The organism is Micromonospora sp. WMMD1076 (assembly GCF_029581475.1).
Classification (GTDB): Bacteria; Actinomycetota; Actinomycetes; order Mycobacteriales; family Micromonosporaceae; genus Micromonospora; species Micromonospora aurantiaca.
In genome coordinates, this window is the sequence record NZ_CP120862.1 from 5,217,090 (window position 1) to 5,237,794 (window position 20,705).

General features: G+C 73.3%; 18 protein-coding genes. 9 read left to right on the top strand and 9 right to left on the bottom strand.

Annotated elements, in window-relative coordinates:
• The first annotated feature begins 6 nt into the window (after positions 1-6).
• Positions 7-1,926 carry a chorismate-binding protein gene (locus O7622_RS23410; protein ID WP_282310346.1) on the top strand — a complete coding sequence of 640 codons (1,920 nt, stop codon included), beginning with the start codon at positions 7-9 and terminating at the stop codon, positions 1,924-1,926.
• Positions 1,927-1,992: 66 nt separating this feature from the next.
• On the opposite strand, the gene wrbA is transcribed toward O7622_RS23410, so the two are convergent.
• On the bottom strand, positions 1,993-2,610 hold the full coding sequence (gene wrbA / locus O7622_RS23415) for an NAD(P)H:quinone oxidoreductase (RefSeq protein WP_282310347.1): 618 nt from the start codon (positions 2,608-2,610) through the stop codon (positions 1,993-1,995).
• Between the two features lie 85 nt (positions 2,611-2,695).
• On the opposite strand from wrbA, the gene O7622_RS23420 reads away from it, so the two are divergent.
• The gene (locus O7622_RS23420) at positions 2,696-3,187 is read left to right on the top strand and encodes a GNAT family N-acetyltransferase (protein WP_282310348.1); all 492 of its coding nucleotides are present in this window, start codon (positions 2,696-2,698) and stop codon (positions 3,185-3,187) included.
• Positions 3,188-3,390: 203 nt separating this feature from the next.
• On the top strand, positions 3,391-4,494 hold the full coding sequence (locus tag O7622_RS23425; RefSeq protein WP_282310349.1) for a winged helix DNA-binding domain-containing protein: 1,104 nt from the start codon (positions 3,391-3,393) through the stop codon (positions 4,492-4,494).
• An 85-nt stretch (positions 4,495-4,579) separates the two neighbouring features.
• On the opposite strand, the gene ugpC is transcribed toward O7622_RS23425, so the two are convergent.
• The 4 genes from ugpC to O7622_RS23445 are packed head-to-tail and all read right to left on the bottom strand — an operon-like array spanning position 4,580 to position 8,970.
• Positions 4,580-5,788 (bottom strand): sn-glycerol-3-phosphate ABC transporter ATP-binding protein UgpC, encoded by a 1,209-nt coding sequence (gene ugpC / locus O7622_RS23430; RefSeq protein WP_282310350.1) that lies wholly within the window; start codon positions 5,786-5,788, stop codon positions 4,580-4,582.
• 9 nt (positions 5,789-5,797) lie between these two features.
• A complete protein-coding gene (locus O7622_RS23435; protein WP_282310351.1) occupies positions 5,798-6,634 on the bottom strand; it encodes a carbohydrate ABC transporter permease in 837 nt (278 codons plus the stop codon).
• 1 nt (position 6,635) lies between these two features.
• Positions 6,636-7,631, bottom strand: coding sequence for a sugar ABC transporter permease (locus O7622_RS23440; RefSeq protein WP_282310352.1), 996 nt, complete (start codon positions 7,629-7,631; stop codon positions 6,636-6,638).
• Between the two features lie 55 nt (positions 7,632-7,686).
• Positions 7,687-8,970 (bottom strand): ABC transporter substrate-binding protein, encoded by a 1,284-nt coding sequence (locus O7622_RS23445; RefSeq protein ID WP_282310353.1) that lies wholly within the window; start codon positions 8,968-8,970, stop codon positions 7,687-7,689.
• Between the two features lie 317 nt (positions 8,971-9,287).
• Here O7622_RS23445 and O7622_RS23450 point away from each other — a divergent pair, with 317 nt between their 5' ends.
• The 3 genes from O7622_RS23450 to O7622_RS23460 all read left to right on the top strand — a co-directional run bounded on the left by O7622_RS23450 (position 9,288) and on the right by O7622_RS23460 (position 10,394).
• On the top strand, positions 9,288-9,719 hold the full coding sequence (locus tag O7622_RS23450; RefSeq protein WP_282310354.1) for a hypothetical protein: 432 nt from the start codon (positions 9,288-9,290) through the stop codon (positions 9,717-9,719).
• 47 nt (positions 9,720-9,766) lie between these two features.
• Positions 9,767-10,042, top strand: coding sequence for a hypothetical protein (locus O7622_RS23455; protein WP_282310356.1), 276 nt, complete (start codon positions 9,767-9,769; stop codon positions 10,040-10,042).
• A 70-nt stretch (positions 10,043-10,112) separates the two neighbouring features.
• Positions 10,113-10,394 carry a hypothetical protein gene (locus O7622_RS23460; protein WP_282310357.1) on the top strand — a complete coding sequence of 94 codons (282 nt, stop codon included), beginning with the start codon at positions 10,113-10,115 and terminating at the stop codon, positions 10,392-10,394.
• 29 nt (positions 10,395-10,423) lie between these two features.
• On the opposite strand, the gene O7622_RS23465 is transcribed toward O7622_RS23460, so the two are convergent.
• The 3 genes from O7622_RS23465 to O7622_RS23475 all read right to left on the bottom strand — a co-directional run bounded on the left by O7622_RS23465 (position 10,424) and on the right by O7622_RS23475 (position 13,021).
• A complete protein-coding gene (locus O7622_RS23465; protein WP_282310358.1) occupies positions 10,424-11,125 on the bottom strand; it encodes a hypothetical protein in 702 nt (233 codons plus the stop codon).
• 389 nt (positions 11,126-11,514) lie between these two features.
• Positions 11,515-12,300, bottom strand: a complete 786-nt coding sequence (locus O7622_RS23470; RefSeq protein ID WP_282310359.1) for a DUF4184 family protein — start codon at positions 12,298-12,300, stop codon at positions 11,515-11,517.
• 22 nt (positions 12,301-12,322) lie between these two features.
• Positions 12,323-13,021, bottom strand: coding sequence for an HAD family hydrolase (locus O7622_RS23475; RefSeq protein ID WP_282310360.1), 699 nt, complete (start codon positions 13,019-13,021; stop codon positions 12,323-12,325).
• 138 nt (positions 13,022-13,159) lie between these two features.
• On the opposite strand from O7622_RS23475, the gene O7622_RS23480 reads away from it, so the two are divergent.
• Positions 13,160-14,485: a hypothetical protein gene (locus O7622_RS23480; RefSeq protein ID WP_282310361.1), complete on the top strand. Its 1,326-nt coding sequence runs from the start codon at positions 13,160-13,162 to the stop codon at positions 14,483-14,485.
• Between the two features lie 50 nt (positions 14,486-14,535).
• Here O7622_RS23480 and O7622_RS23485 read toward each other — a convergent pair whose 3' ends face one another.
• Positions 14,536-17,256 carry a glucosidase gene (locus tag O7622_RS23485; protein WP_282310362.1) on the bottom strand — a complete coding sequence of 907 codons (2,721 nt, stop codon included), beginning with the start codon at positions 17,254-17,256 and terminating at the stop codon, positions 14,536-14,538.
• A 42-nt stretch (positions 17,257-17,298) separates the two neighbouring features.
• Between O7622_RS23485 and O7622_RS23490 the strand changes: the two genes are divergently transcribed.
• Together O7622_RS23490 and O7622_RS23495 are read left to right on the top strand one after the other, a co-directional pair.
• Complete coding sequence (locus O7622_RS23490) at positions 17,299-19,242, top strand: amylo-alpha-1,6-glucosidase (protein WP_282310364.1); 1,944 nt, start codon at positions 17,299-17,301, stop codon at positions 19,240-19,242.
• A gap of 125 nt (positions 19,243-19,367) precedes the next feature.
• A complete protein-coding gene (locus O7622_RS23495; RefSeq protein ID WP_282310365.1) occupies positions 19,368-20,693 on the top strand; it encodes a glycosyltransferase family 4 protein in 1,326 nt (441 codons plus the stop codon).
• Positions 20,694-20,705 lie beyond the last annotated feature (12 nt).

Sequence of the window (20,705 nt, forward strand, 5' to 3'; positions counted from 1 at the left end):
GACCCGATGACCCGCCTGTCCGACCCCCTCGCCGCCGTCGCGGCCGGCCGCGACCCCGGCCCGTTCGCGCTCGTCCGCCGCGAGGGCGCCGACCACGTCGACCTGTTCACCGGCCCGGTACGCACCGCCGGCCGGCTCGCCGACCTGCCGCTGCCCGAGGACGGCGCCGGTCCGCACACGCTGGCCCTGGTGCCGTTCCGGCAGGTCACCGAACGCGGTTTCGAGTGCGTCGACGACGGGCAGCCGCTGGAGTTCCTGGCGGTCGAGGCGCACCGGCGGATACCGCTGGCCGAACTGCTCGACGACCTGCCCGACGCCGAGGTGCGGACCCGCGACGCCGGCTTCGACATCGCCGACGACGAGTACGCGGCGATCGTGGAACGGGTGCTGGCCGACGAGATCGGCGGGGGCGAGGGGGCGAACTTCGTCATCCACCGCACCATGCGCGCCACGGTGCAGGGCGACCCGCTGGCCGCGGCCCTGGCCGCGCTGCGCCGGCTGCTGCTGCGCGAACGGGGCGCGTACTGGACGTTCCTGGTGCACACCGGCACCCGCATCCTCGTCGGCGCCAGCCCCGAGCGGCACGTCAGCGTCGCCGACGGGCTGGTCGAGATGAACCCGATCAGCGGCACGTTCCGGCACCGGGGCGAGACCGTCGACCGGGCTGAGCTGCTGCGCTTCCTGCACGACCCGAAGGAGGTGGAGGAGCTGTACATGGTGCTGGACGAGGAGCTGAAGATGATGGCCGTGGTCGCCGAGCACGGCGGCCAGGTGGTCGGGCCGTACCTGAAGGAGATGGCGCACCTGGCGCACACCGAGTACCTGCTGGCCGGGCGCTGCTCCCGGGACGTGCGGGAGGTGCTGCGGGAGACCATGTTCGCGCCCACGGTCACCGGCAGCCCGATGGAGAACGCCTGCCGGGTGATCGCCCGGCACGAGCGCACCGGCCGGCGCTACTACGCCGGGGCGCTCGCGCTGCTGGGCCGCGACGAGCAGGGCCGGCAGACGCTGGACGCGCCGATCCTGATCCGTACCGCCGAGATCTCCCCCACCGGCGCGTTGCGGGTGCCGGTCGGCGCGACGCTGGTCCGGCACTCGACCACCGCCGGGGAGGTGGCCGAGACGCACGCGAAGGCCGCCGGTGTGCTGGCCGCGCTGGGTCTCGGCCCGGACGCGCCGCGCTCCGCCACCGAGCCGGCCGTCCGGTACGCCGACGACCCCGAGGTACGCGCCGCGCTGGCCGCCCGCAACGCTCCGCTGGCCCGGTTCTGGCTGGAGCAGCGGGAACCGGGGGCGCTCGCGCTGCGCGGGCTGGCCGGGCGCCGGGCGCTGATCGTCGACGGCGAGGACACGTTCACCGGCATGCTGGCCCACCAGCTCGGCGCGCTGGGCCTGGCGGTGACCCGCCGGGACTGGCCGGACCCGGGCCCGCTGGACGGCTACGACCTGGTGGTGGTCGGCCCCGGGCCGGGTGACCCGCGGGACGCGACCGCGCCGAAGATGGTGGCGCTGCGGGCGCTGCTGACCGAGCTGCTCGCGTCCGGCCGGCCGACGCTCGCGGTGTGCCTGGGTCACCAACTGCTCGCCGGGCTGCTGGGCCTGCCGCTGCACCGCCGGGACGCGCCGTACCAGGGGTTGCCGCGGGACGTGCCGGTGTTCGGGCCGACCCGCCGGGTCGGGTTCTACGCCAGCTTCACCGCCCGCGCCGACGCCGACCGGGTCGCCGGCCCGTACGGCCCGGTCGAGGTGTCCCGCGACCCGGCCGACGGCGCGGTGCACGCGCTGGGCGGCGCGGGCTTCGCCGGGGTGCAGTTCCACCCGGAGTCGGTGCTGAGCCAGGACGGTACGAGGGTCCTGGCGGACCTGCTCGGGCATCTGCTCGACCGGCCGGCGCTGAGCCCGCATGGAGCGGCCGATCGCGGGTAGGGCTCTGGCGACCGGTGGTCCGGACGGGTTCGAGAGCCCCCGTCCGGCCACCGGTCGCCAGTCGGGTCAGCCGGCCATGCCCCGCTTCAGCGCGGCGCCCAACAGCACGGCCCGCTTGGCGGTGAGCGCGGTGGCGGCCAGCGCCACGTGGTCCGGTGCGACCTCGCCGTTGTTGCTGGTGTGCGAGGCGCCGTACGGGTTGCCGGCGACGAACTGGCTCGGGTCGGTGTAGCCGGGGGTAACCACGATGCCGCCCCAGTGGTAGAAGACCGTGTACAGCGACAGCAGCGTCGCCTCCTGGCCGCCGTGCGACGTGGCGGTGGAGGTGAACCCGCTGTAGACCTTGTCCGCGAGCGCGCCCGCTGCCCAGAGCGGGCCGGTGGTGTCGATGAACTGCTTGAGCTGGGCGGCGACCATGCCGTACCGGGTCGGCGAACCCATGATGACCACGTCGGCCCACGACAGGTCGTCCGGCTGCGCCTCCATCACGTCCTGGGTCTCCAGCCGGTGCGCCTGCCAGCCGGAGTTGGAGCGGATCGCCTCGTCGGGCGCCAGCTCACGTACCTTGCGCAGACGCACCTCGGCGCCGGCCTCGCCCGCCGCCTCGACCGCCGCCTGCGCCATCTGGTAGGTGATGCCGGTCGCGCTGTAATAGATCACCGCGGCCTTGACCTGGCCATCCATCAGACGTTCCCTCCTCGTTTCGGGTCAGCTCCGGCGACTACCCGTTACTTGTTCCGTCAAACTCCGGGCGTGGCATGCTCTCCGGGTGGAGATCCGCACCGCCACGCCGGCCGACTGGCCGCTGATCTGGCCGTTCCTGCGTGCGATCGTGGCGGCCGGTGAGACGTACACCTGGCCCCTCGACGTCACGGAGGAGCGGGCCCGCAGGCTCTGGATGCCGCCGCCGCCGGCGCGGACGGTGGTCGCGGTGGCGCCGGACGGCGCGCTGCTCGGCTCGGCCAAGCTCGCGCCCAACCAGGGCGGTCCCGGCGACCACGTGGCGAACGCCTCGTTCATGGTCGCCCCGGCCGCCGCCGGGCGCGGCGTCGGCCGGGCGCTCGCCGCGCACGTGCTCGACGCGGCCCGCGCCGACGGCTACCGCGCCATGCAGTTCAACGCCGTGGTGGTCACGAACACGCGGGCCGTCGAGCTGTGGCGGTCGCTGGGCTTCGAGGTGATCGGCCGGGTGCCGGAGGGCTTCCGGCACCCCACCCGGGGGTACGTCGATCTGCTGGTCATGTACCGGCGCCTGGACTGAGCGTGACTCAAGATTTGCGCAAGTTCCGTCGGCAATCGCTGTCCCGGCCCAGCTCACCCGGGATGCTGGTGGGACCGGCGCCGGCCGCAGCGGCCGCCCCCGCGCCGGGAACCTGAACGGGGGATCGCGCTGGAGTCGGCAGCGCCGCCGGCGCAGCGCGATCAGGGGCCGCGCTGTCGTACCCCGGGCCTACGCTGACGCCCGTGACCTTACGCCTCAACCGCGCCGAGGTGCTCGCGCTGCGCATGACCGGCCTGCTGTTGCGCCCGCACCCCACGGCACGCCCGCGGGGCGTCGCCGACGTGGTCGAGTGGTTCGGCGCCATGCAGGCACAGGACGCGGCGAGCGGGCTGTGGTCGCTCGGCGTACGCCTTCCCGGCTCGACTCAGGACGACGTCCGCGCGGCGCTGGAGCGGCGCGAGGCGCTGCGCACCTGGCCGATGCGCGGCACCGTGCACCTGGTCCCGGCGCGCGACGCGCGGTGGATGCTGGAGCTGACCGGGGTGCGGACCCTGGCCGGCGTCGCCGGTCGGTGGCGGCAGCTCGGGCTGACCGTCGCCGACGGCGAGCGGGCCGGTGACGTGCTGGGTGCCGCGCTGGCCGGCGGCGGCCGGCTGGCCCGCGCCGAGTGCGTGGCGGCGCTGCGCGCCGCGGGGCTGGCCACTGACGGCCAGCGCGGCTACCACCTGCTCTGGTACGCCAGCCAGCGCGGCGTCACCTGCATCGCGCCGCACATCGGCACCACGCAGACCTTCGCCCTGCTGGACGAGTGGGCGCCCGCCCCGCACCGCCCGGAGCGCGACGAGGCGCTGGCGATGCTGGCGCACCGCTACGTGCGCGGCCACGGCCCGGTGAGCCGGCACGAGCTGGCCCGGTGGACCGGCCTGACCGTCACCGACGCGACCCGGGCGATCACGCTGGCCGGTGACCTGCTCGCTCCGGTCGAGGTCGACGGCGAGCCGGCAGTGGTCGACGCCGCGCTGCTCGACGCGCCCCGCGCGCCGGTCGACGACCTGCACACGCTGCCCGGCTTCGACGAATACCTGCTCGGATTCAAGGACCGCTCGCTGATGCTCGACCCGGCGCACGCCGCCGCTGTGGTCCCCGGCAACAACGGGGTGTTCCGGTCGACGGTGGTGCGTGGCGGGCGCGTGGTCGGCACCTGGACGCGGACGCTCGGTGCGAAGGCGGTGACGGTGAAGGTGCAGCAGCTCGTGCCGTTCGACGCCGCGCTGCGCGCCCGGGTCGACGCCGCCCTGACCGCCTACGCCCGCTTCCTGGGCCTGGAGCTGCGCCACTCCTGGTGACGGCGCGGTTCCTGCCGTTCCCCTCCGGCGGGCCTGCCCGGGGGCCGGCGGCAGACACGCCACCGGCCCTCGGGCGCGTCCGGGATCAGTCGGCCAGCGCGCCGGCAGAGCGGCCCTCGTGCAGCGTCAGGTTGCGGCCGCTGCCCGGGTCGAACAGATGGATCTTCTCCAGGTTGAACCAGACCCGGCGCGACTCGCCCTCGCGTACGGGGGACTCCGCCGACAGCCGGGTGACCAGGTTCGACCCGGCGCCGGCGAAGTCCGCCGCACCCGTGTCGGCGGCCAGCTCCTCCAGCTCGGCGGCGGTGGCCCGCTCCCCCTCGACGGTGAAGTAGACGTACTTGTCCGAGCCCATCGACTCGACGATGTCCGCCGGCGCCTCGAACTCCATGCCCCGGCGGCGGGTCTCGTCGTCGATCAGCGCCGCGTCCTCGAAGTGCTCCGGGCGGATGCCCAGGATCAGCTCCCGGGGCGCGTCGCCGCCGTCCAGCTCGCGGCGGATCCGGTCGCCGACCGGCACGTCACCGAGCGCGGTCCGCAGCCGGCCGTCCTCCACGACGGCGTGCACGAAGTTCATCGAGGGCGAGCCGATGAACCCGGCGACGAACAGGTTGCGCGGGTGGTCGTACAGCTCCTGCGGCGGCCCGACCTGCTGCACCTCGCCGCCCCGCATGATGACCACCCGGTCGCCGAGCGTCATCGCCTCGGTCTGGTCGTGGGTGACGTAGACGGTGGTGGTGCCGAGCTGCTTCTGGAGCCGGGACACCACCGTGCGCATCTGCACCCGCAGCTTGGCGTCCAGGTTGGACAGCGGCTCGTCCATCAGGAACGCCTTGGGCTGGCGGACGATCGCCCGGCCCATCGCCACCCGCTGCCGCTGGCCGCCGGACAGGTTGGCCGGTTTGCGGTCCAGCAGCGCGGTCAGCTCCAGCACCTTCGCCGCCTCGTCGACCTTCTGGTTGATCGTCTCCTTGTCCATCTTGGCCAGCCGCAGCGGGAACGCCATGTTCTCCCGTACGGTCATGTTCGGGTAGAGCGCGTACGACTGGAAGACCATCGCGATGTCGCGGTCCCGGGGCGCCTTGTCGTTGACCCGCTCGCCGCCGATGCGCAGCTCACCGGAGCTGATGTCCTCCAGCCCGGCGATCATGTTCAGCGTGGTGGACTTCCCGCAGCCGGACGGGCCGACCAGGATCACGAACTCGCCGTCGGCGATCTCCAGGTCGACGTCCTGTACGGCGGTGGTCCCGTCCGGGAACCGCTTGCTCACCTTGTCCAGCACGATGTCGGCCATTGCTACCACCTATCCCTTGACTGCGCCGGAGGTCAGACCGGAGACGATGCGGCGCTGGAAGAAGAGCACGAACAGGATGATCGGCACGGTGATCACCACGGCGGCGGCGCAGATCGCCCCGGTGGGGTCCTCGAACTGCGACTCGCCGGTGAAGAACTGCAACGCCACCGGGACCGTGCGGGACCGCTCGGTCGAGGTGAGCGTGATCGCGAACAGGAAGTCGTTCCAGCAGAAGATGAAGACCAGGATCGCCGTGGTGAACACGCCCGGCGCGGCCAGCGGGGCGATCACCCGCCGGAACGCCTGTCCCTGGGTGGCGCCGTCCATCTTCGCCGCCTTCTCCAGGTCCCACGGGATCTGCTTGAAGAACGCCGACAGCGTGTAGATCGCCAGCGGCAGCGCGAACGTGATGTACGGCAGGATCAGGCCGGGCCAGGTGTCGAACAACCCGAGCTGCCGTTCGATCTCGAACAGCGGCGACACCAGCGACACCTGCGGGAACATCGCGATCAGCAGCGAGACGCCGACCAGCAGCTTCTTGCCGGGGAAGTCGAGCCGGGAGATCGCGTACGCGGCCATCGTGCCGAGCACCACGGCGATCGCGGTGGCGATCAGCGCGATGCCGATCGAGTTGACCAGGGCCCGGACGAACTGGTCGGTGTCGAAGATGGTCCGGTAGTTGTCGAGCGTCCACTCCCGCGGCCAGAACCTGCCGTCGGTGAGCGTGGCGGGGGTCTTGAACGACAGCGAGGCGATCCAGAGCACGGGGACCAGCGCGAAGACGACGACCACGACGTCCAGCAGGCCCCAGCGCACCTTCGCCCGGGTGGTGGTTTCCACTGCCATGTCAGCGCCTCTCCCCATCGTCGCTGCCCGGGGCAGCGGTGCCGAACAGCTTCACGAACACGAAGGCGATGATCGCCACGGTGATGAAGATCAGCACCGACATCGTGGAACCGATGCCGAGGTTCAGGCCCCGGATCAGGTTGTTGTAGGCGAGCATCGACACCGACGACGTCTCGTTGCCGCCGTTGGTGAGCACGAAGATGTTGTCGAAGACGCGGAACGCGTCGAGCGTGCGGAACAGCAGCGCGACCAGGATGGCCGGCTTCATCACCGGCAGCATCACCTTGGTGAACCGCTGCCACGCCGTCGCGCCGTCGGTGGAGGCCGCCTTGAGCAGGTCCTCCGGCACCAGCGCCAGCCCGGCCATGAGCAGCAGCGCCATGAACGGGGTGGTCTTCCAGATCTCCGCCAGCATGATGATCGCCAGCGAGCTGGCCCGCTCGGTCAGCGGGGCGCTGCCGTCGAACAGGTTCGCCAGGTAGCCGGTGCCGGGCGTCCAGGCGTACCGCCAGGAGAACGCGGCGACCACGGTGACGATGCCGTACGGGATCAGCGCCGCGGTACGGACGATGCCGCGGCCGACGAGCGTCCGGTGCATGATCAGCGCCAGGCCCATGCCGAGCACCAGCTCGACCGCGACGGTGACCACTGTGATCAGCGCGGTCACCCCGAACGCCGTCCACCAGAAGTCGTTCGTCAGCACGGTGACGTAGTTCTCCAGGCCGACGAACTCCCGCTCGTCGGGGAAGCGCAGGTCGAAGCGCTGCAGCGACAGCCAGACCGAGTACAGGATCGGGTACGCGGTGACCAGCACCATGACCAGCGCGGCCGGCGCGCACAGCAGCAGGCCGAGGCGCCGCTCGGCGCGCTTGTTCTCAGTCAGCGGGGCGCGGGAGCCGCGCCGGGACCGCTGCTCCGGTGCGGCGGCGTGCCGGCCGCCGGGCTGCTCGGCCTCGGCGGCGGCCTGCGCGCCGGCCGGGGTGGCGTTCACGCTCACAGTGCCACCTCCTCTCGCGACCGCGGGGCTCGCAGGACCGGCTCACTCCTCGCGCTCATGGCAGAACTCCCTTGGACTCCAGCGCGTCGGAGATCGCCTTGCGCAGCTCGTCAGCGGTCTGCTCGGGCCGGATCGCCGACGGCGGCGACAGGATCGCCGACATCACCGTGGAGATGCTCTGGTAGGCAGGGGTCAGCGGCCGCACCGCCGGCTCCTTCAGCTCCTCCAGGATGGTCTCCTTCATCGGGTACGCCTCGGTCATCTCCGGGTCGTCGTAGACGGCCTCGATGGTGGGCGGTACGCCGTCGTTGACGGCGGAGAACTTCTGGTTCTCGGCGTTACGCAGGCAGCGGGCCGCCTCGAACGACTCCTCCGGGTGCTTCGAGTAGGTGCTGACCGCCAGGTTGACCCCGCCGATGGTGACCTTGCCGGGGGTGCCCGGGTCGATGCCCGGCACCCGGGCCCACTTCACGTTCTTCGCCAGCTCGGGGTTGGCCTCCTGGAGCGCCGGATAGACGAACGGCCAGTTCACCTGGAACGCGCCCTTGCCGGACTGGAACTCCAGCCGTACCGGGTCCTCCAGCGCGTTGCTGAACGACGGCGAGGTCACGCCCGACGTGGCGAACTTCTTGAGCTGGTCGAGCGCGCGCACCGCGCCGGCGTCCATCTCCGCCTTCTTGCCGTCGTCACTGAGGATCTTGCCGCCGGCGCTCTCGGTGAGCGTGTTGTAGAGCACCACCAAGCCCTCGTACTGGGCGCCCATGGTCAGCACCTGGTACGGCTTGCCCTGCTCCTTGAGCTGCTGGGCGGCCGAGATCATCTCGTCCCAGGTCTTCGGCGGCTGCGACACCAGGTCGGACCGGTACCACAGCAGCTGCACGTTGGTGTTCTTGGGCGCGGCGTAGAGCTTGTCCTCGTACCGGGCGGTGTCCAGCGGGCCGCCCAGCGTGCCCTGCTCGACCTCGGCCTTGTCCTGGCCGGTCCACTCCCGGATCCACTTCGCGCTGGCGAACTCCTGGGTCCACGTGACGTCCAGGCCGAGCACGTCCATCCCGTTGTCCTGCGCGGCGAGCCGCCGCACCATCTGCACCCGCTGCTCGTCGGCCTCGCGCGGCAGCACCCGGTAGTCGATCCGGTACCGCCCCTGCGCCTGCGTGTTGCAGGTGTCGACGACCTTCTGCAGGTTCTGCTCCGGCGGGTAGTACAGGTTGATCGTGGGGACGCCGCCGTCGCCGCCGGACCCGCAGGCGGCCAGCGGGGCCACCAACGCGAGCGCGGCGGCCGCTGCCGCCGCGCGTCCGGCCGGCCGTCGTGCGGCCGTGGCGGGGACTGTCGTCATCACCCTCCCCCTCTCTTCGACGAAGATCCGGGGAGTGAGCCGCGCCCCGGTGCACGGCGAGACGACCGGGGCATCGGCCCGATCGCCCGATGCCCCGGGCGTGTCGTGCGGCTGAACGTGCCCGACCTGCGACGGAGCGAAACATCACGGACATGTGACGGTGACGGCGCGGACACCTGCCGGGGCGGCGGCGCGTCGCCGTCGACGCCGATGCGCCTCCGGCCGTCCCCCATCGCCCGCCCGATCGGTTGGTTCTGACGGGAAGTGCCGTGCGCGCGTTCCCCGGTTGGGGAGGATTCCCCCGAGGAGGTGCCGTCGTGCAGGACACCCGCGCTCTCGCCCTGACGTTCGAGGTGAGCGGCCTGCCCCCGGTCAAGACCGAGGCCCTGTCCATCTTCGCCGCCGGGCACCGGCAGGCGACGAGGGTCCGCACCCTGCTCCAGGCCGCCTGCACGGCGGCCCAGCGCACCGGGTGGACCCCGCTGACCGGGCCGGTCGAGGTGGACCTGACCCTGCGCTGTCCGCCCGGGCACCGCACCTCCGACGCCGGCACGCTGCTGGGCGGCGTGTGCGCGGTGCTCCAGGACAAGAAGCGGGTCTCCAGCATCGGTCTCGCCCACCTCGGGGTGCTGGTTGACGTCGCGCTCTGGTCCGACGACCGGCAGATCCGCCGGCTGTCGTACGTCGAGGAGCCGGCGGAGGAGTTCTCGTATCTGGTCCGGGTGTCGGCCGTACCGACGATGGTTTGACCGACGTCCGCGGTGGGGTACCGCGGACGCCGAGGAAGGGAGTGCCGATGTCGGAGCCACATGTCACGCTCGATCCGAGCGGGCTCGACCCTGTGCAGCGGAAGCTGCGCAGCCCACTTGAGGATCAGCTGACCTCGGCCCTCCAGGCGGCCGCCGACCGGATCCGCGCCGGCTACGCGGGCGAGCCGGTGGAGGACGTCTGCCGCCGGCTGCTCGACGAGACCCGCTCCGGCCTGCACCCGGACATCGCGGCCGGCTTCCAGCCGGACATGGACGAGTTCTGCCGGGTGGCGGTGGCGATCGTGCGGGGCGAGCTGACCTGAGTCACCGACGTCACGAGAATTGAGTACCCGTACCGATGGCGGGGCCGCCCGCGGCGACGACAATTCTCCCGTGCGAACTCGAATCATGATCGTTGTCGCGGTCCTCGGGCTGGCCGGGCTGATGGCGACCACCGGTTGTTCGCTGCGGCAGAGCATCTGCGGCAGTGACGAGTACCCGGTGATCGCGGTCGGCCCGCAGGGCGGCAGCTCCTGCGTGCCGGACGGTGAGGAACCGGCACCGCCGTACGTGCGCTACCCGGAGGGCAAGGTGCCGAAGCACGTCGACGACGAGTGGGACGTCTACTGGCGTACCCACGGCATCGACGAGAACAACAACATCATCGACCGCTGACCCGTCGGCCCGCACCGGTCCCGCCCGCGTCAGCTCCGCCGCACGTCGACCGAGACGACGTGCGTGCCGTCCGGGCGCTCGCCCTCGCCCAGCCGCACCGGCAGCCGGCCGCCCTCGGGCGGTCGCAGGCCGAGCCCGAAGCTGAGGTGCCCCTCGAAGTCGCCGGCCACTGCCCATCCGCGCAGCGTCGGGAAGCGGATGGCCGCCGGTGGCAGGTCCGCCGTCCCGCCGCCGCGGGCGTCGTGCGCCCGGGCCGGCTCGAAACGCACCGACAGGTACGCCGTGCCGGGCAGCGCGACCGGTGCTCCACGCCCCTCGGTCACCACCTGCGGCACGTAGGCGACCTCGTAGGACGGTGTGGGTCCGCGGAAGGCGAACGTGATCCGGCTGAACCCCTCCGCGGGATGGTCGCCGACGTCGATCGCCACCAGGACGGGCAGCGGTTCCCCGGGCGGCGGGGTGACCGGCACCCGTACCCGATGGGTCACCCGGGCGGGGCCGCCGGGCACCGCCCAGCCCCAGGTGACGCGCCAGGATCCGGGGGTCGGCGCGGCCTCGGTCGGCGCGGGCGGGGTGGGTGTGGCTTCCGGCGCATCGGTCCCGGCCGGCGCGGACGCCGCCGCGACCGTCGGGGTGGGTGCCGGGGACGCGCCGTCGTGGCCGGGCGCCGTGCAGGCCGCTGCGAACAGCACGACCAGGCCGGCGAGCAGCGGTACGCGCTGAGGTGTCATGACTCAGTGTCGCTCCGTGACCGGCCCGCGCACCAGAGGTGTCCCACCGGCAATCCGGGCGGCGGTGAGGGGCGCCGGACGGGTCAGGACCGGGTCCGCAACTCCCCGGTCCTGACCCCGGCCGTCCGGTTGGGTGGCGGTCTGCGCCGCGGGAGCGCGGCAGGCGTGGCACGACGCCTGCCACCGGGCTCCGCACGGCGAGCCGGTGTGCCCGCACTCAGCTCCACGGTGCTCTCACCACCGGACTCCGGTGCGCCCCCGTCTCACCCCGACGAGGCGTGGGCGCCGGCTCAGGTTAGGCGCGTCCGCGCAGGCCGGACAAGCGAGGACCGGCGGCTGTGGTGGTGATTGACGTCTATACGGAATTGCGGCATGTCGGCGTAACGGGGTCAGCCGGTTCCGCGCTGTTCGGCTTCGAGACGCGGACTGCGCCCGGCCTGCCGCGGCGGCACGGTCCGGGCCGCGACGGCCCCGGCGACGAGCGCCAGCGCGACCACGTGCAGCGCCCGTACGCCCGCCGGGGCGGGGACGCCGGCCGCCGGCAGCGCGGGCATCAGCAGCGCGCCGAGCCCGGTGACAGCCAGCGCCACCCGCCAGAACACGTTCGGGTTCGCCTCCGGCGCGGAAACGGGTACGCCGCCCGCCCGCAGACCGCGGCGGGCCTCGTGCACGGCCAGGACGACCACCAGCAGCCCGCCGCCGAGGCCGGCGACCACGTCCGCGAACTGGAACCAGTAGACGCCGGTCAGCGCGCGGAAGTCGGTGACGCCGAGCAGCCGGGGCAGCCGCTCGCTGTGACTGACCCGGTCCCACGCCACGTGGCTGAACGCGCCGATCAGCGCCGAGCAGACGGTGACCTGCCAGGGGTGGCGCACCCGGGCCAGCGTCGCGTACCAGGGCCAGCCGAACAACCGCTGCCCGGGCAGGTGCACCGCGATGCCGGCGACCACGCGGCGCACCACCCAGGCGTACACGACGGCGACCGGCAGGCACCACCAGAGCAGTCCGCCGAGCGTGTGCGTCCGCAGGTCCAGGGCCAGCGGCGTGCCGGTGACCAGGTACCCGACGTCCGGCGCCACCGCGCCGGTGCACAGCGCCACCCCGTCGAACCAGCCCGGCCGCCACCGTTTCAGCGGCAGTACCGGCGCCAGGTGCGACGGGAAGGTCAGCGGCACGTCCCGGACGTTACCGGCCCGCTCAGAAGTGCTGGACCAGGTCGGGGAACGCGGCCAGCCGGATCACCCGCTGGTCGGACGGGTCCAGCTCGTCGTGCTCCAGGACCCAGGTGTTCTCGTTCGGGATGAAGACCGCGTTCATCCCGGCGGCCCGGGCGGGCAGGATGTCCGAGCGCGGCGAGTTGCCGATCATCCAGGCGGCGGCCGGGTCGAATGCGTGCTCGCGCGCCAGCCAGCGGTAGGTGTCCGCGTCCTTCTCCGGCACGATGTGCGCGGCGCGGAAGTGGTGCAGCAGCCCGCACGCGTCCAGCTTGCGCTGCTGCTCCTCGCGCTCGCCCTTGGTCAGCAGCAGCAGCTCGTGCCGCCCGGCCAGGTCGTCGAGCGTCTCGGCCACGCCCGGCATCAGCTCCACCTGGTGCCCGGCCAGGGCCGCGGCGAGCTGCTCGATCTCGATGCGCTCCCGTGCGGTGGCCGGACGCTCGCGCAGCTTCTCCAGGCACTCGCCGAGGCTGCGCAGGAAGACCTTGCTGCCGTAGCCGTGCGCGACGGCGTTCGCGCGCTCGATGTCGTCGAGCACCGCGCGGATCCGGGCCCGGTCCAGCGTGGGGTGGTCGAGCCAGGTGAGGAAGTCGTCGATGACGCGCTCGAACAGGACGTTGTTCTCCCAGAGCGTGTCGTCGGCGTCGAAGACCAGCACGGCGGCGTCCCGGCGCGACGGCATCGCGTCCCCCTCCCCCTCGCGGACCTCGCACACCGTACTGTCCGGTCGCCGGACGGGCCACGCGGATTATCCGGTCGGCGGCCCGCTACCGGCGGCTACCCGACTGCGGAATCCCTGGTCGGACGGCATGCTTCGGCCATGACGATCTCACCCGATCATCCACCTGGGCGCCGGGGCCGGGGGCGCGCGGCCGTCGCGGTGGCCGCGGCGCTCGCCGTCGCGGGCGCGGCGCTGCCGGGATCCCCGGCACTGGCCGTGAACGCCGCACACACCACAGTGGTGGGCACGAACCCGGTCGACTGGACGCCGCACGCGCTGGACGGCACCGTCCACCGCATCCTCCAGATCGGCAACCGCGTGTACGTCGCCGGCACGTTCACCAAGGTGCGCAACGCCGGTCAGTCGGCCCAGCTGGCGATGCCCCGGCTGGTGGCCCTGGACGCGACCACCGGCCGGATCGACACCACGTTCCGGCCGCAGGTCAACGGCGCGGTCAAGGCGCTCGCCGCCGCGCCGGACGGCCGCTCGCTCTACATCGGCGGCGCGTTCACCACTGTCGACGGCACCGCGGCGTCCCGGCTGGCCCGGATCGACGCGGCCACCGGCGCCCGGGTCGCCGGTTTCACCACGCCGGCGCTGAACAACCAGGTGAACGACATGCGCCTGGTCGGCAACCGGCTGATCGTCGGCGGCGCGTTCCAGACCGTCGGCGGGGTGACCCGGCGTGCCCTGGCGGCGGTGAACGCCACCACCGGGGCGGCCGACGCGTCGGTCGACCTGAACCTGGCCGGTCCGCGCACGACCACCTCCGGCGCCACCGCGCCGGTCAAGGTCGAGGTGCTGGACGTCTCCGCCGACGGCACCCGGCTGGTGTTCGCCGGCAACTTCAGCACCGTGGCGGGGGCGGCCCGGCACCAGCTGGCGGTGGCGAACCTGTCCGGCACGGGTGCCACGCTCTCCGGCTGGGCCACCGACCGCTACCAGCCGCAGTGCGCGAAGTCGATGCCGTCGTACCTGCGCGGGGTGGACATCTCCCCGGACGGCACCTGGTTCGCTGTGGTCACCACCGGCGCGGCGTTCCCGGGCACGCTCTGCGACACCGCGGCGCGCTTCGAGTTCGGTACTGCGACCGGCGGCAAGCAGCCGGCCTGGGCCAACCACACCGGCGGCGACACGCTGCTGTCGGTGGCGGTGACCGGCGCGGCGGTCTACGTCGGGGGTCACCAGCGCTGGCTGGACAACCCGCAGGGCCGCAACTCGGCCGGTCCGGGCGCGGTGTCCCGGCCGGGCATCGGGGCGATCCACCCGACCACGGGTAGGGCGCTGCCGTGGAACCCGACCAAGGACCGCGGGGTGGGCACCGGCGAGTTGTACGCCACCGACCGGGGACTGTGGGTCGGCAGCGACACCGTGACCGTGGCCGGCGAGTACCACGCCCGGCTGGCGTTCCTGCCACTGCCGTGAGCGTGGCACCGTGACGTGGGGCGCGGCGGGCAGCCGCCGCGCCCCACGCGTCAGCGACGCAGGGTGAGGATCAGGTCGGCGACCAGCGCGGTCCACCCGGTCTGGTGCCAGGCGCCGAGGCCGGCGCCGTTGTCGCCGTGGAAGTACTCCGGGAAGCAGATCAGGTCGCGCCAGTCCGGGTGGGTCTGGAACAGCTGGGCGGCCCCGTAGATCGGCCGCCGTCCCCAGCCGTCGCGGGTGAACAGCGAGATCAGCCGCGCGGACAGGTCGTCGGCGATCTCGTCGAGCGTGCGCTTCACCCCGGACCGGGTCGGATACTCGACCTGGAGGTCGTCGCCGAAGAACGCGGCGTAGTCGCGCAGCGCGCTGATCAGCAGGAAGTTCGTCGGCATCCAGATCGGGCCGCGCCAGTTGGAGTTGCCGCCGAACAGGCCGCTGGTCGACTCGGCCGGCTCGTAGCCGACGCTGAACTCCTGCCCGCCGAGCGTGACGGTGAACGGCTTGTCCAGGTGGGCCCGGGACAGCGTGCGCAGCCCGTACTCGGAGAGGAACTCGTCGGTGTCGAGCATCCGGGCCAGCAGCCGTACCACCTGGTCCGGGGCGACCATCGACAGCAGCCGCTGCTGGCGGCCGTCCGGCCCGAGCCGGCGCGCGCCGATCACCTCGGCGTACCCGGGGCGGTTGGTGAGGAACCAGCGCAGCCGCGCGCCCAGCTCGGGCAGGCGGCGCATGGTCCGGGCGGTCAGCCGGGTGACGGCGGCCAGCGGCAGCAGCCCGACCACGGAGCGCACCTTGAGCGGCACCTTCGTGCCGTCGGCCAGCCGCAGCACGTCGTAGAAGAACGCGTCCTCGGCGTCCCACAGCCCCTGGTGGTACGCGGCCGCGGCGATGTACGCGAAGTGCTCGAAGAACTTGGTGGCGGTGTCCACGTACGCGCGGTCGTGCTCGGCCAGCACGATCGCCATGTCGAGCAGGTTGAGCGCGTACATGGCCATCCAGCCGGTGCCGTCGGACTGCTCCAGCACTCCGGCGACCGGCAGCGCGGCCGAGCGGTCGAACGGGCCGACGTTGTCCAGCCCGAGGAAGCCGCCCTCGAAGACGTTGTTGCCGCCGGTGTCCTTGCGGTTGACCCACCAGGTGAAGTTGAGCAGCAGCTTGTGCATCACCCGGGCGAGGAACTCGTGGTCCCGGGAGCCGTCGATCTCGAAGACCTTCAGCGCCGCCCAGGCGTGCACCGGCGGGTTCACGTCCCCGAACGCCCACTCGTACGCCGGGATCTGCCCGTTGGGGTGCAGGTACCACTCGCGCAGCAGCAGGAGGATCTGCTCCTTGGCGAAGCCCGGGTCGACCCGGGCGATGGTGACGCAGTGGAAGGCCAGGTCCCAGGCCGCGTACCAGGGGTACTCCCACGGGTCCGGCATGGAGATCACGTCGAAGCTGTTCATGTGCCACCAGGCGCTGTTGCGCCCGTGCCGGCGACCGGCCGGCGGCGGCGCGGAGCCCGGGTCGCCGGCCAGCCAGCGTTCGACGTCGAAGTGGTAGAACTGCTTGCCCCACATCAGCCCGGCGATGGCCTGGCGCGCGACCAGTGCCTCGTCGGCGGTGGCGGCGGCCGGGATGACGCTGTCGAAGAACCGGTTCGCCTCGGCCCGGCGCGCCCAGAGCACGGTGTCGAACCCGTCGCCCAGGTCGGCCGGGGCGGGTGGCGCGGCGGCCGGCGGCGGCGCGGTACGGGTCAGCCGCAGCCGGATCTGCCGCTGCCCGCCGGCCGGCACGTCGAGCACGTAGTGCAGCGCGCCCTTCGTGCCGGTGCGGCCCGGGTTGACCGTGGCCGCGCCGGCCACGACGTGGTCGTTGATGCCGTCCTTCGGGTACGCCGACCGCCCCGGCAGCCCCCACAGCCGCTCGGCGTTCGTCTCGTTGTCGCACAGCAGCGGCACCGGGTCGCCGTCGCCCTCCAGCAGGATCTGGCCGAGCACCCGGTGGTCACCGACGAGCCGGGCGCCCGCCCGCTCCCCGGCCGCCTCGCCGGTCAGCTGCGGGATCCGGTCGGTGCCCGGCAGTCCCCAGGCCCAGGTGTTGCGGAACCAGAGCGTGGGCAGCACGTGCAGCGTCGCGTCCTCGTCGCCCCGGTTCGCCACCGTGACCAGCACGCACACGTCCGTCGGTGACGCCTTGGCGTAGTCGACCGTGACCGCCCAGTACCTGTCGTCGTCGAAGATGCCGGTGTCGACCAGCTCGTACTCGGTGTCGTCCCGGCCGCGCAGCGCGTTCACCGCGACCAGCTCGTCGTACGGGAACGCGGCCTGCGGGTAGTGGTAGCGCCAGCGCATGAAGGAGTGCGTCGGCGTGCTGTCGAGGTACCACCAGTACTCCTTGACGTCCTCCCCGTGGTTGCCGCCGTCGCCGCCGAGGCCGAACATCCGCTCCTTGAGGATCGGGTCGCGCCCGTTCCACAGCGCGAGGGCGAAGCAGAACGTCTGCCGGTCGTCGCAGACGCCCGCCATGCCGTCCTCGTTCCACCGGTACGCTCGGGACCGCGCGTGGTCGTGGGGGAAGTAGTCCCACGCCGTGCCGTGTTCGCTGTAGTCCTCCCGGACCGTCCCCCACGCCCGCTCGGACAGATAGGGGCCCCATGCGCGCCAGTCCTGCTCCCCGGCGTCGGCCTGGGCGAGCCGGTGCCGCTCGGGGTCGGGGGACGCGGAGGTCGACCGGTCGGTGATCACTGGCACATCTTCGACGCCGCCGGGGTACATCTCCACAGCGGCCATTGTCGCCGTGGCATGTCACACCTCGCTGCCGGTGGAGGAAAGTTGATCGACATCCGTTTCGGGCCGCGGGTCTGCGGCGAGCTGTCCGCCGCCGCCGCGCGGGAATGGCTGGTCACGGACGGGCGCGGCGGGTACGCCATGGGTACCGTCGCCGGGCTGCGTACCCGCCGTTATCACGGGCTGCTCGTGGTGGCCGGTGACACGCCGGCGTCCCGCGAAGTGGGACTCGTGAGCCTCGACCCGGCGGTGACCCTGCCGTCGGGGCGGCAGGTCCGCCTCGGCGCGCACGAGTGGTCCTCCGGCGTGGTCGACCCGCGCGGCTTCGAGCTGCTGGAGCACTTCGACCTGGCCGACGGGGTGCCCCGCTGGCGCTGGCGCATCGGCGACGTGGTGATCGAGCGGGAGATCGCCATGACGTACGGCCGCTCCTGCGTGGCGGTGGTGCACCGGCTGATCTCCGGCGGCCCGGTGCGGCTGGACCTGGCCGCGGCCTGCACCTGGCGCGACGCGCACGGCGAGCGGCGCGCCGACGGCCCGGCACCCCGGCTGGAACCGGCGGCCGGCGGCGCGGTGGTCGACGGCGCGTACCGCCTGGCCGGCCCGGACTGGACCCCGGTGGGGCAGTGGTGGCACGGGGTGCGCCACCGGACGGAGGCCGAGCGCGGCCTGCACCCGGCCGAGGACCTCTGGTACGCGGGCCGGTTCACCGGCGCGCTCGACGAGCCGGGCGCGACCGTGTCGGTGCTGGCCTGGGCGGACGACCTGGCCGAGGAGCCGCCACCGGCGACCGCGGTGGTCGAGGCGGCCCGGCGGCGCAGCCGCGCGGTGGTCGCCGCGGCGAAGCCCGGCGACGCGGTCGAGGCGACGCTCGCGCTGGCCGCCGACGCGTTCGTGGTGCGCACCGCCACCGGCCCGGACGTGGTCGCCGGCTACCCGTGGTTCGGGGCCTGGTCGCGGGACACGATGATCTCCTACGAGGGCCTCTTCCTGTGCACGAACCGGGCCGACGAGGGCCGGGACCTGCTCCGGGCGTACGCGGCCACGCTGGACGAGGGCATGCTGGCGAACACGGCCGACACCGGCCGGGTCGAGTACAACACCGTCGACGCGACGCTGTGGTTCCTGCACGCGGTCCACCGCCACGTCACAGTCACCGGCGACACCGGCCTGGGCGACGAGCTGCTGCCCGCGCTGCACGGCGTGGTCGAGGCGCACGTGGCGGGCACCCGGTACGGCATCGGCGTCGACCCGGCCGACGGGCTGCTGGCCCAGGGCGGCCCGCCGGACGTGGCGCTCACCTGGATGGACGCCCGGGTGCACGGGGTGCCGGTGACCCCGCGTACCGGCAAGCCGGTCGAGGTCAACGCGCTGTGGATCAACGGGCTGGCCGGGCTCGCCGAGCTGACCGAGCTGGCCGGGCGCGACGCCGCCGCGCTGCACGCCCTGCACCGCCGGGCCACAGCCTCGTTCCGGGAGCGGTTCCCCGCCCCGGCCGGCTGGCTGCACGACGTGGTCGACGCACCGGCGCCCGCGTACCCGCTCGGCGGGGCCGCGCACCACGACGACGACCTGCTGCGCCCCAACCAGCTGCTCGCCTGGTCCCTGCCGCACGCCCCGCTGGAGCCGGACGAGGTCACGCTGCGCCGGATCACCGAGGCGCTGTTCACCCCGCTCGGCCCGCGCAGCCTCGCCCCGGACTCCCCCGGCTACACCGAACGGCACCGGGGCGGACCCGCCGAGCGGGACTCCGCGTACCACCAGGGCACCGTCTGGCCCTGGCTGACCGGGCCGCTGCTGGACGCGTACCGCCGGGCCGGGCTGCCCACCGACGACCTGCTGGTGGGCTTGGTGGGCCACCTCGCCGAGGACGGCCTGGGCTCGGTGAGCGAGACAGCCGACGGCACGGCGCCGCACGCGGCCACCGGATGCCCGTTCCAGGCGTGGTCGGTGGCCGAGCTGCTGCGCGCTCGGCGGATGCGCCGGTAACCCGTTACAGACCGGCAACCGGCGCGTCGCCGCCGGTTATCGACCCCTCGGCAGGATGGGCGGCGACCCCACCCGGCACGCGGCGACGCCGCCGGGTGGGGACGCCACAACTCAAAGGGGGCCGCGTGTCAGCTGACGCCGAAGTGATCGACATCCAGCCCGCCCGGCGCCTGCGGGTGCTGCTGCTGTCGTGGGAGTACCCGCCGGTGCTCGTCGGTGGCCTCGGCCGCCACGTGCACGCGCTGTCCGTCGCCCTGGCCGCCGCCGGACACGAGGTCACAGTCGTCACCCGCCACGCCGAGGGCGCTCCCCTGGAGGAATACGCCGACGGCGTCCGCGTCATCCGCGCCGCCGAAGACCCGGTCACCTTCCCCCTCGCCACCGGCTCCCTGCTCGCCTGGACGATGGCGTTCAACCACACACTCACCCGGACCGCACTGCGCGCCACCTCCGCCGGCACCTACGACGTCATCCACGCCCACGACTGGCTCGTCGCGCACACCGCGATGACGCTGCGCGAACACCTGGACGTACCGCTGGTGACCACCATCCACGCCACCGAGGCGGGCCGGCACCAGGGCTGGCTCCCGGAGGAGATGAACCGCACCATCCACGGCGTCGAGCACTGGCTGAGCAACGCCTCCGGCCGCGTGATCGCCTGCTCCGGCTACATGCGCGACCAGGTGGCCCGGCTGTTCGGCGTGCCGGCCGGGCGCATCGACGTGGTCGCCAACGGCGTCGACGACCGGGCCTGGCGCGCGCGGCCGCACGCGGTCGCCTCCGCCCGGGCACGCTTCGCCGCGGGCGGGCCGCTCGTCGGGTACGCCGGCCGCCTGGTCTACGAGAAGGGCGTGCAGCACCTCGTGCACGCCGTGCCGCACCTGGCGGAGCGGCACCCCGGCCTGCGGGTGGTGATCGCCGGGGACGGGCCGTACAAGGACGAACTGGTCGACCAGGCGCGGCGGCTGCACGTGGGAGACACGGTCCGGTTCGCCGGTTTCATGGACGCCACCCAGCTTCCCGCGGTGCTCGCCGCCACCGACGCCACGGTGATCCCCAGCCTCTACGAGCCGTTCGGCATGATCGCGCTGGAGGCGGCGGCCGCCGGAGCGCCGCTCGCTGTGGCGCGTACCGGCGGGCTGGCCGAGATCGTCGAGCCCGGCGTCACCGGGGTGACGTTCCCGCACGGCGACCCGGACGCGCTGGCCGGCGCCGTCGACCGGCTGCTCGGCGACGAGGTCTTCGCCCGGCGGGTGGCGCGCAAGGCCCGGACCATGGTCAGCCGGCGCTACACCTGGTCGGCGATCGCCGCCCGGACCGCCGCCGCCTACGCCACCGCCCGCCGCGGCCACGACGCGTTCCAGGCCCGCCGGGCCACCGCCCTGCTGGCCGGTGACCGGTCCCCGATCACCGTCCCGGAGGGGAACCTGCTCGCCGGCGCGACGAGTTAGGAACAGGACGCG

Excerpts from the sequence above, each read along its gene's own strand:
- O7622_RS23455 (WP_282310356.1), top strand. The coding sequence starts at position 9,767 with ATGTCGGAGCCACATGTCACGCTCGATCCGAGCGGGCTCGACCCTGTG.
- ugpC (WP_282310350.1), bottom strand. The coding sequence starts at position 5,788 with ATGGCCGACATCGTGCTGGACAAGGTGAGCAAGCGGTTCCCGGACGGG.
- O7622_RS23480 (WP_282310361.1), top strand. The coding sequence starts at position 13,160 with ATGACGATCTCACCCGATCATCCACCTGGGCGCCGGGGCCGGGGGCGC.
- O7622_RS23410 (WP_282310346.1), top strand. The coding sequence starts at position 7 with ATGACCCGCCTGTCCGACCCCCTCGCCGCCGTCGCGGCCGGCCGCGAC.
- wrbA (WP_282310347.1), bottom strand. The coding sequence starts at position 2,610 with ATGGATGGCCAGGTCAAGGCCGCGGTGATCTATTACAGCGCGACCGGC.
- O7622_RS23435 (WP_282310351.1), bottom strand. The coding sequence starts at position 6,634 with ATGGCAGTGGAAACCACCACCCGGGCGAAGGTGCGCTGGGGCCTGCTG.
- O7622_RS23445 (WP_282310353.1), bottom strand. The coding sequence starts at position 8,970 with ATGACGACAGTCCCCGCCACGGCCGCACGACGGCCGGCCGGACGCGCG.
- O7622_RS23485 (WP_282310362.1), bottom strand. The coding sequence starts at position 17,256 with ATGGCCGCTGTGGAGATGTACCCCGGCGGCGTCGAAGATGTGCCAGTG.
- O7622_RS23465 (WP_282310358.1), bottom strand. The coding sequence starts at position 11,125 with ATGACACCTCAGCGCGTACCGCTGCTCGCCGGCCTGGTCGTGCTGTTC.
- O7622_RS23475 (WP_282310360.1), bottom strand. The coding sequence starts at position 13,021 with ATGCCGTCGCGCCGGGACGCCGCCGTGCTGGTCTTCGACGCCGACGAC.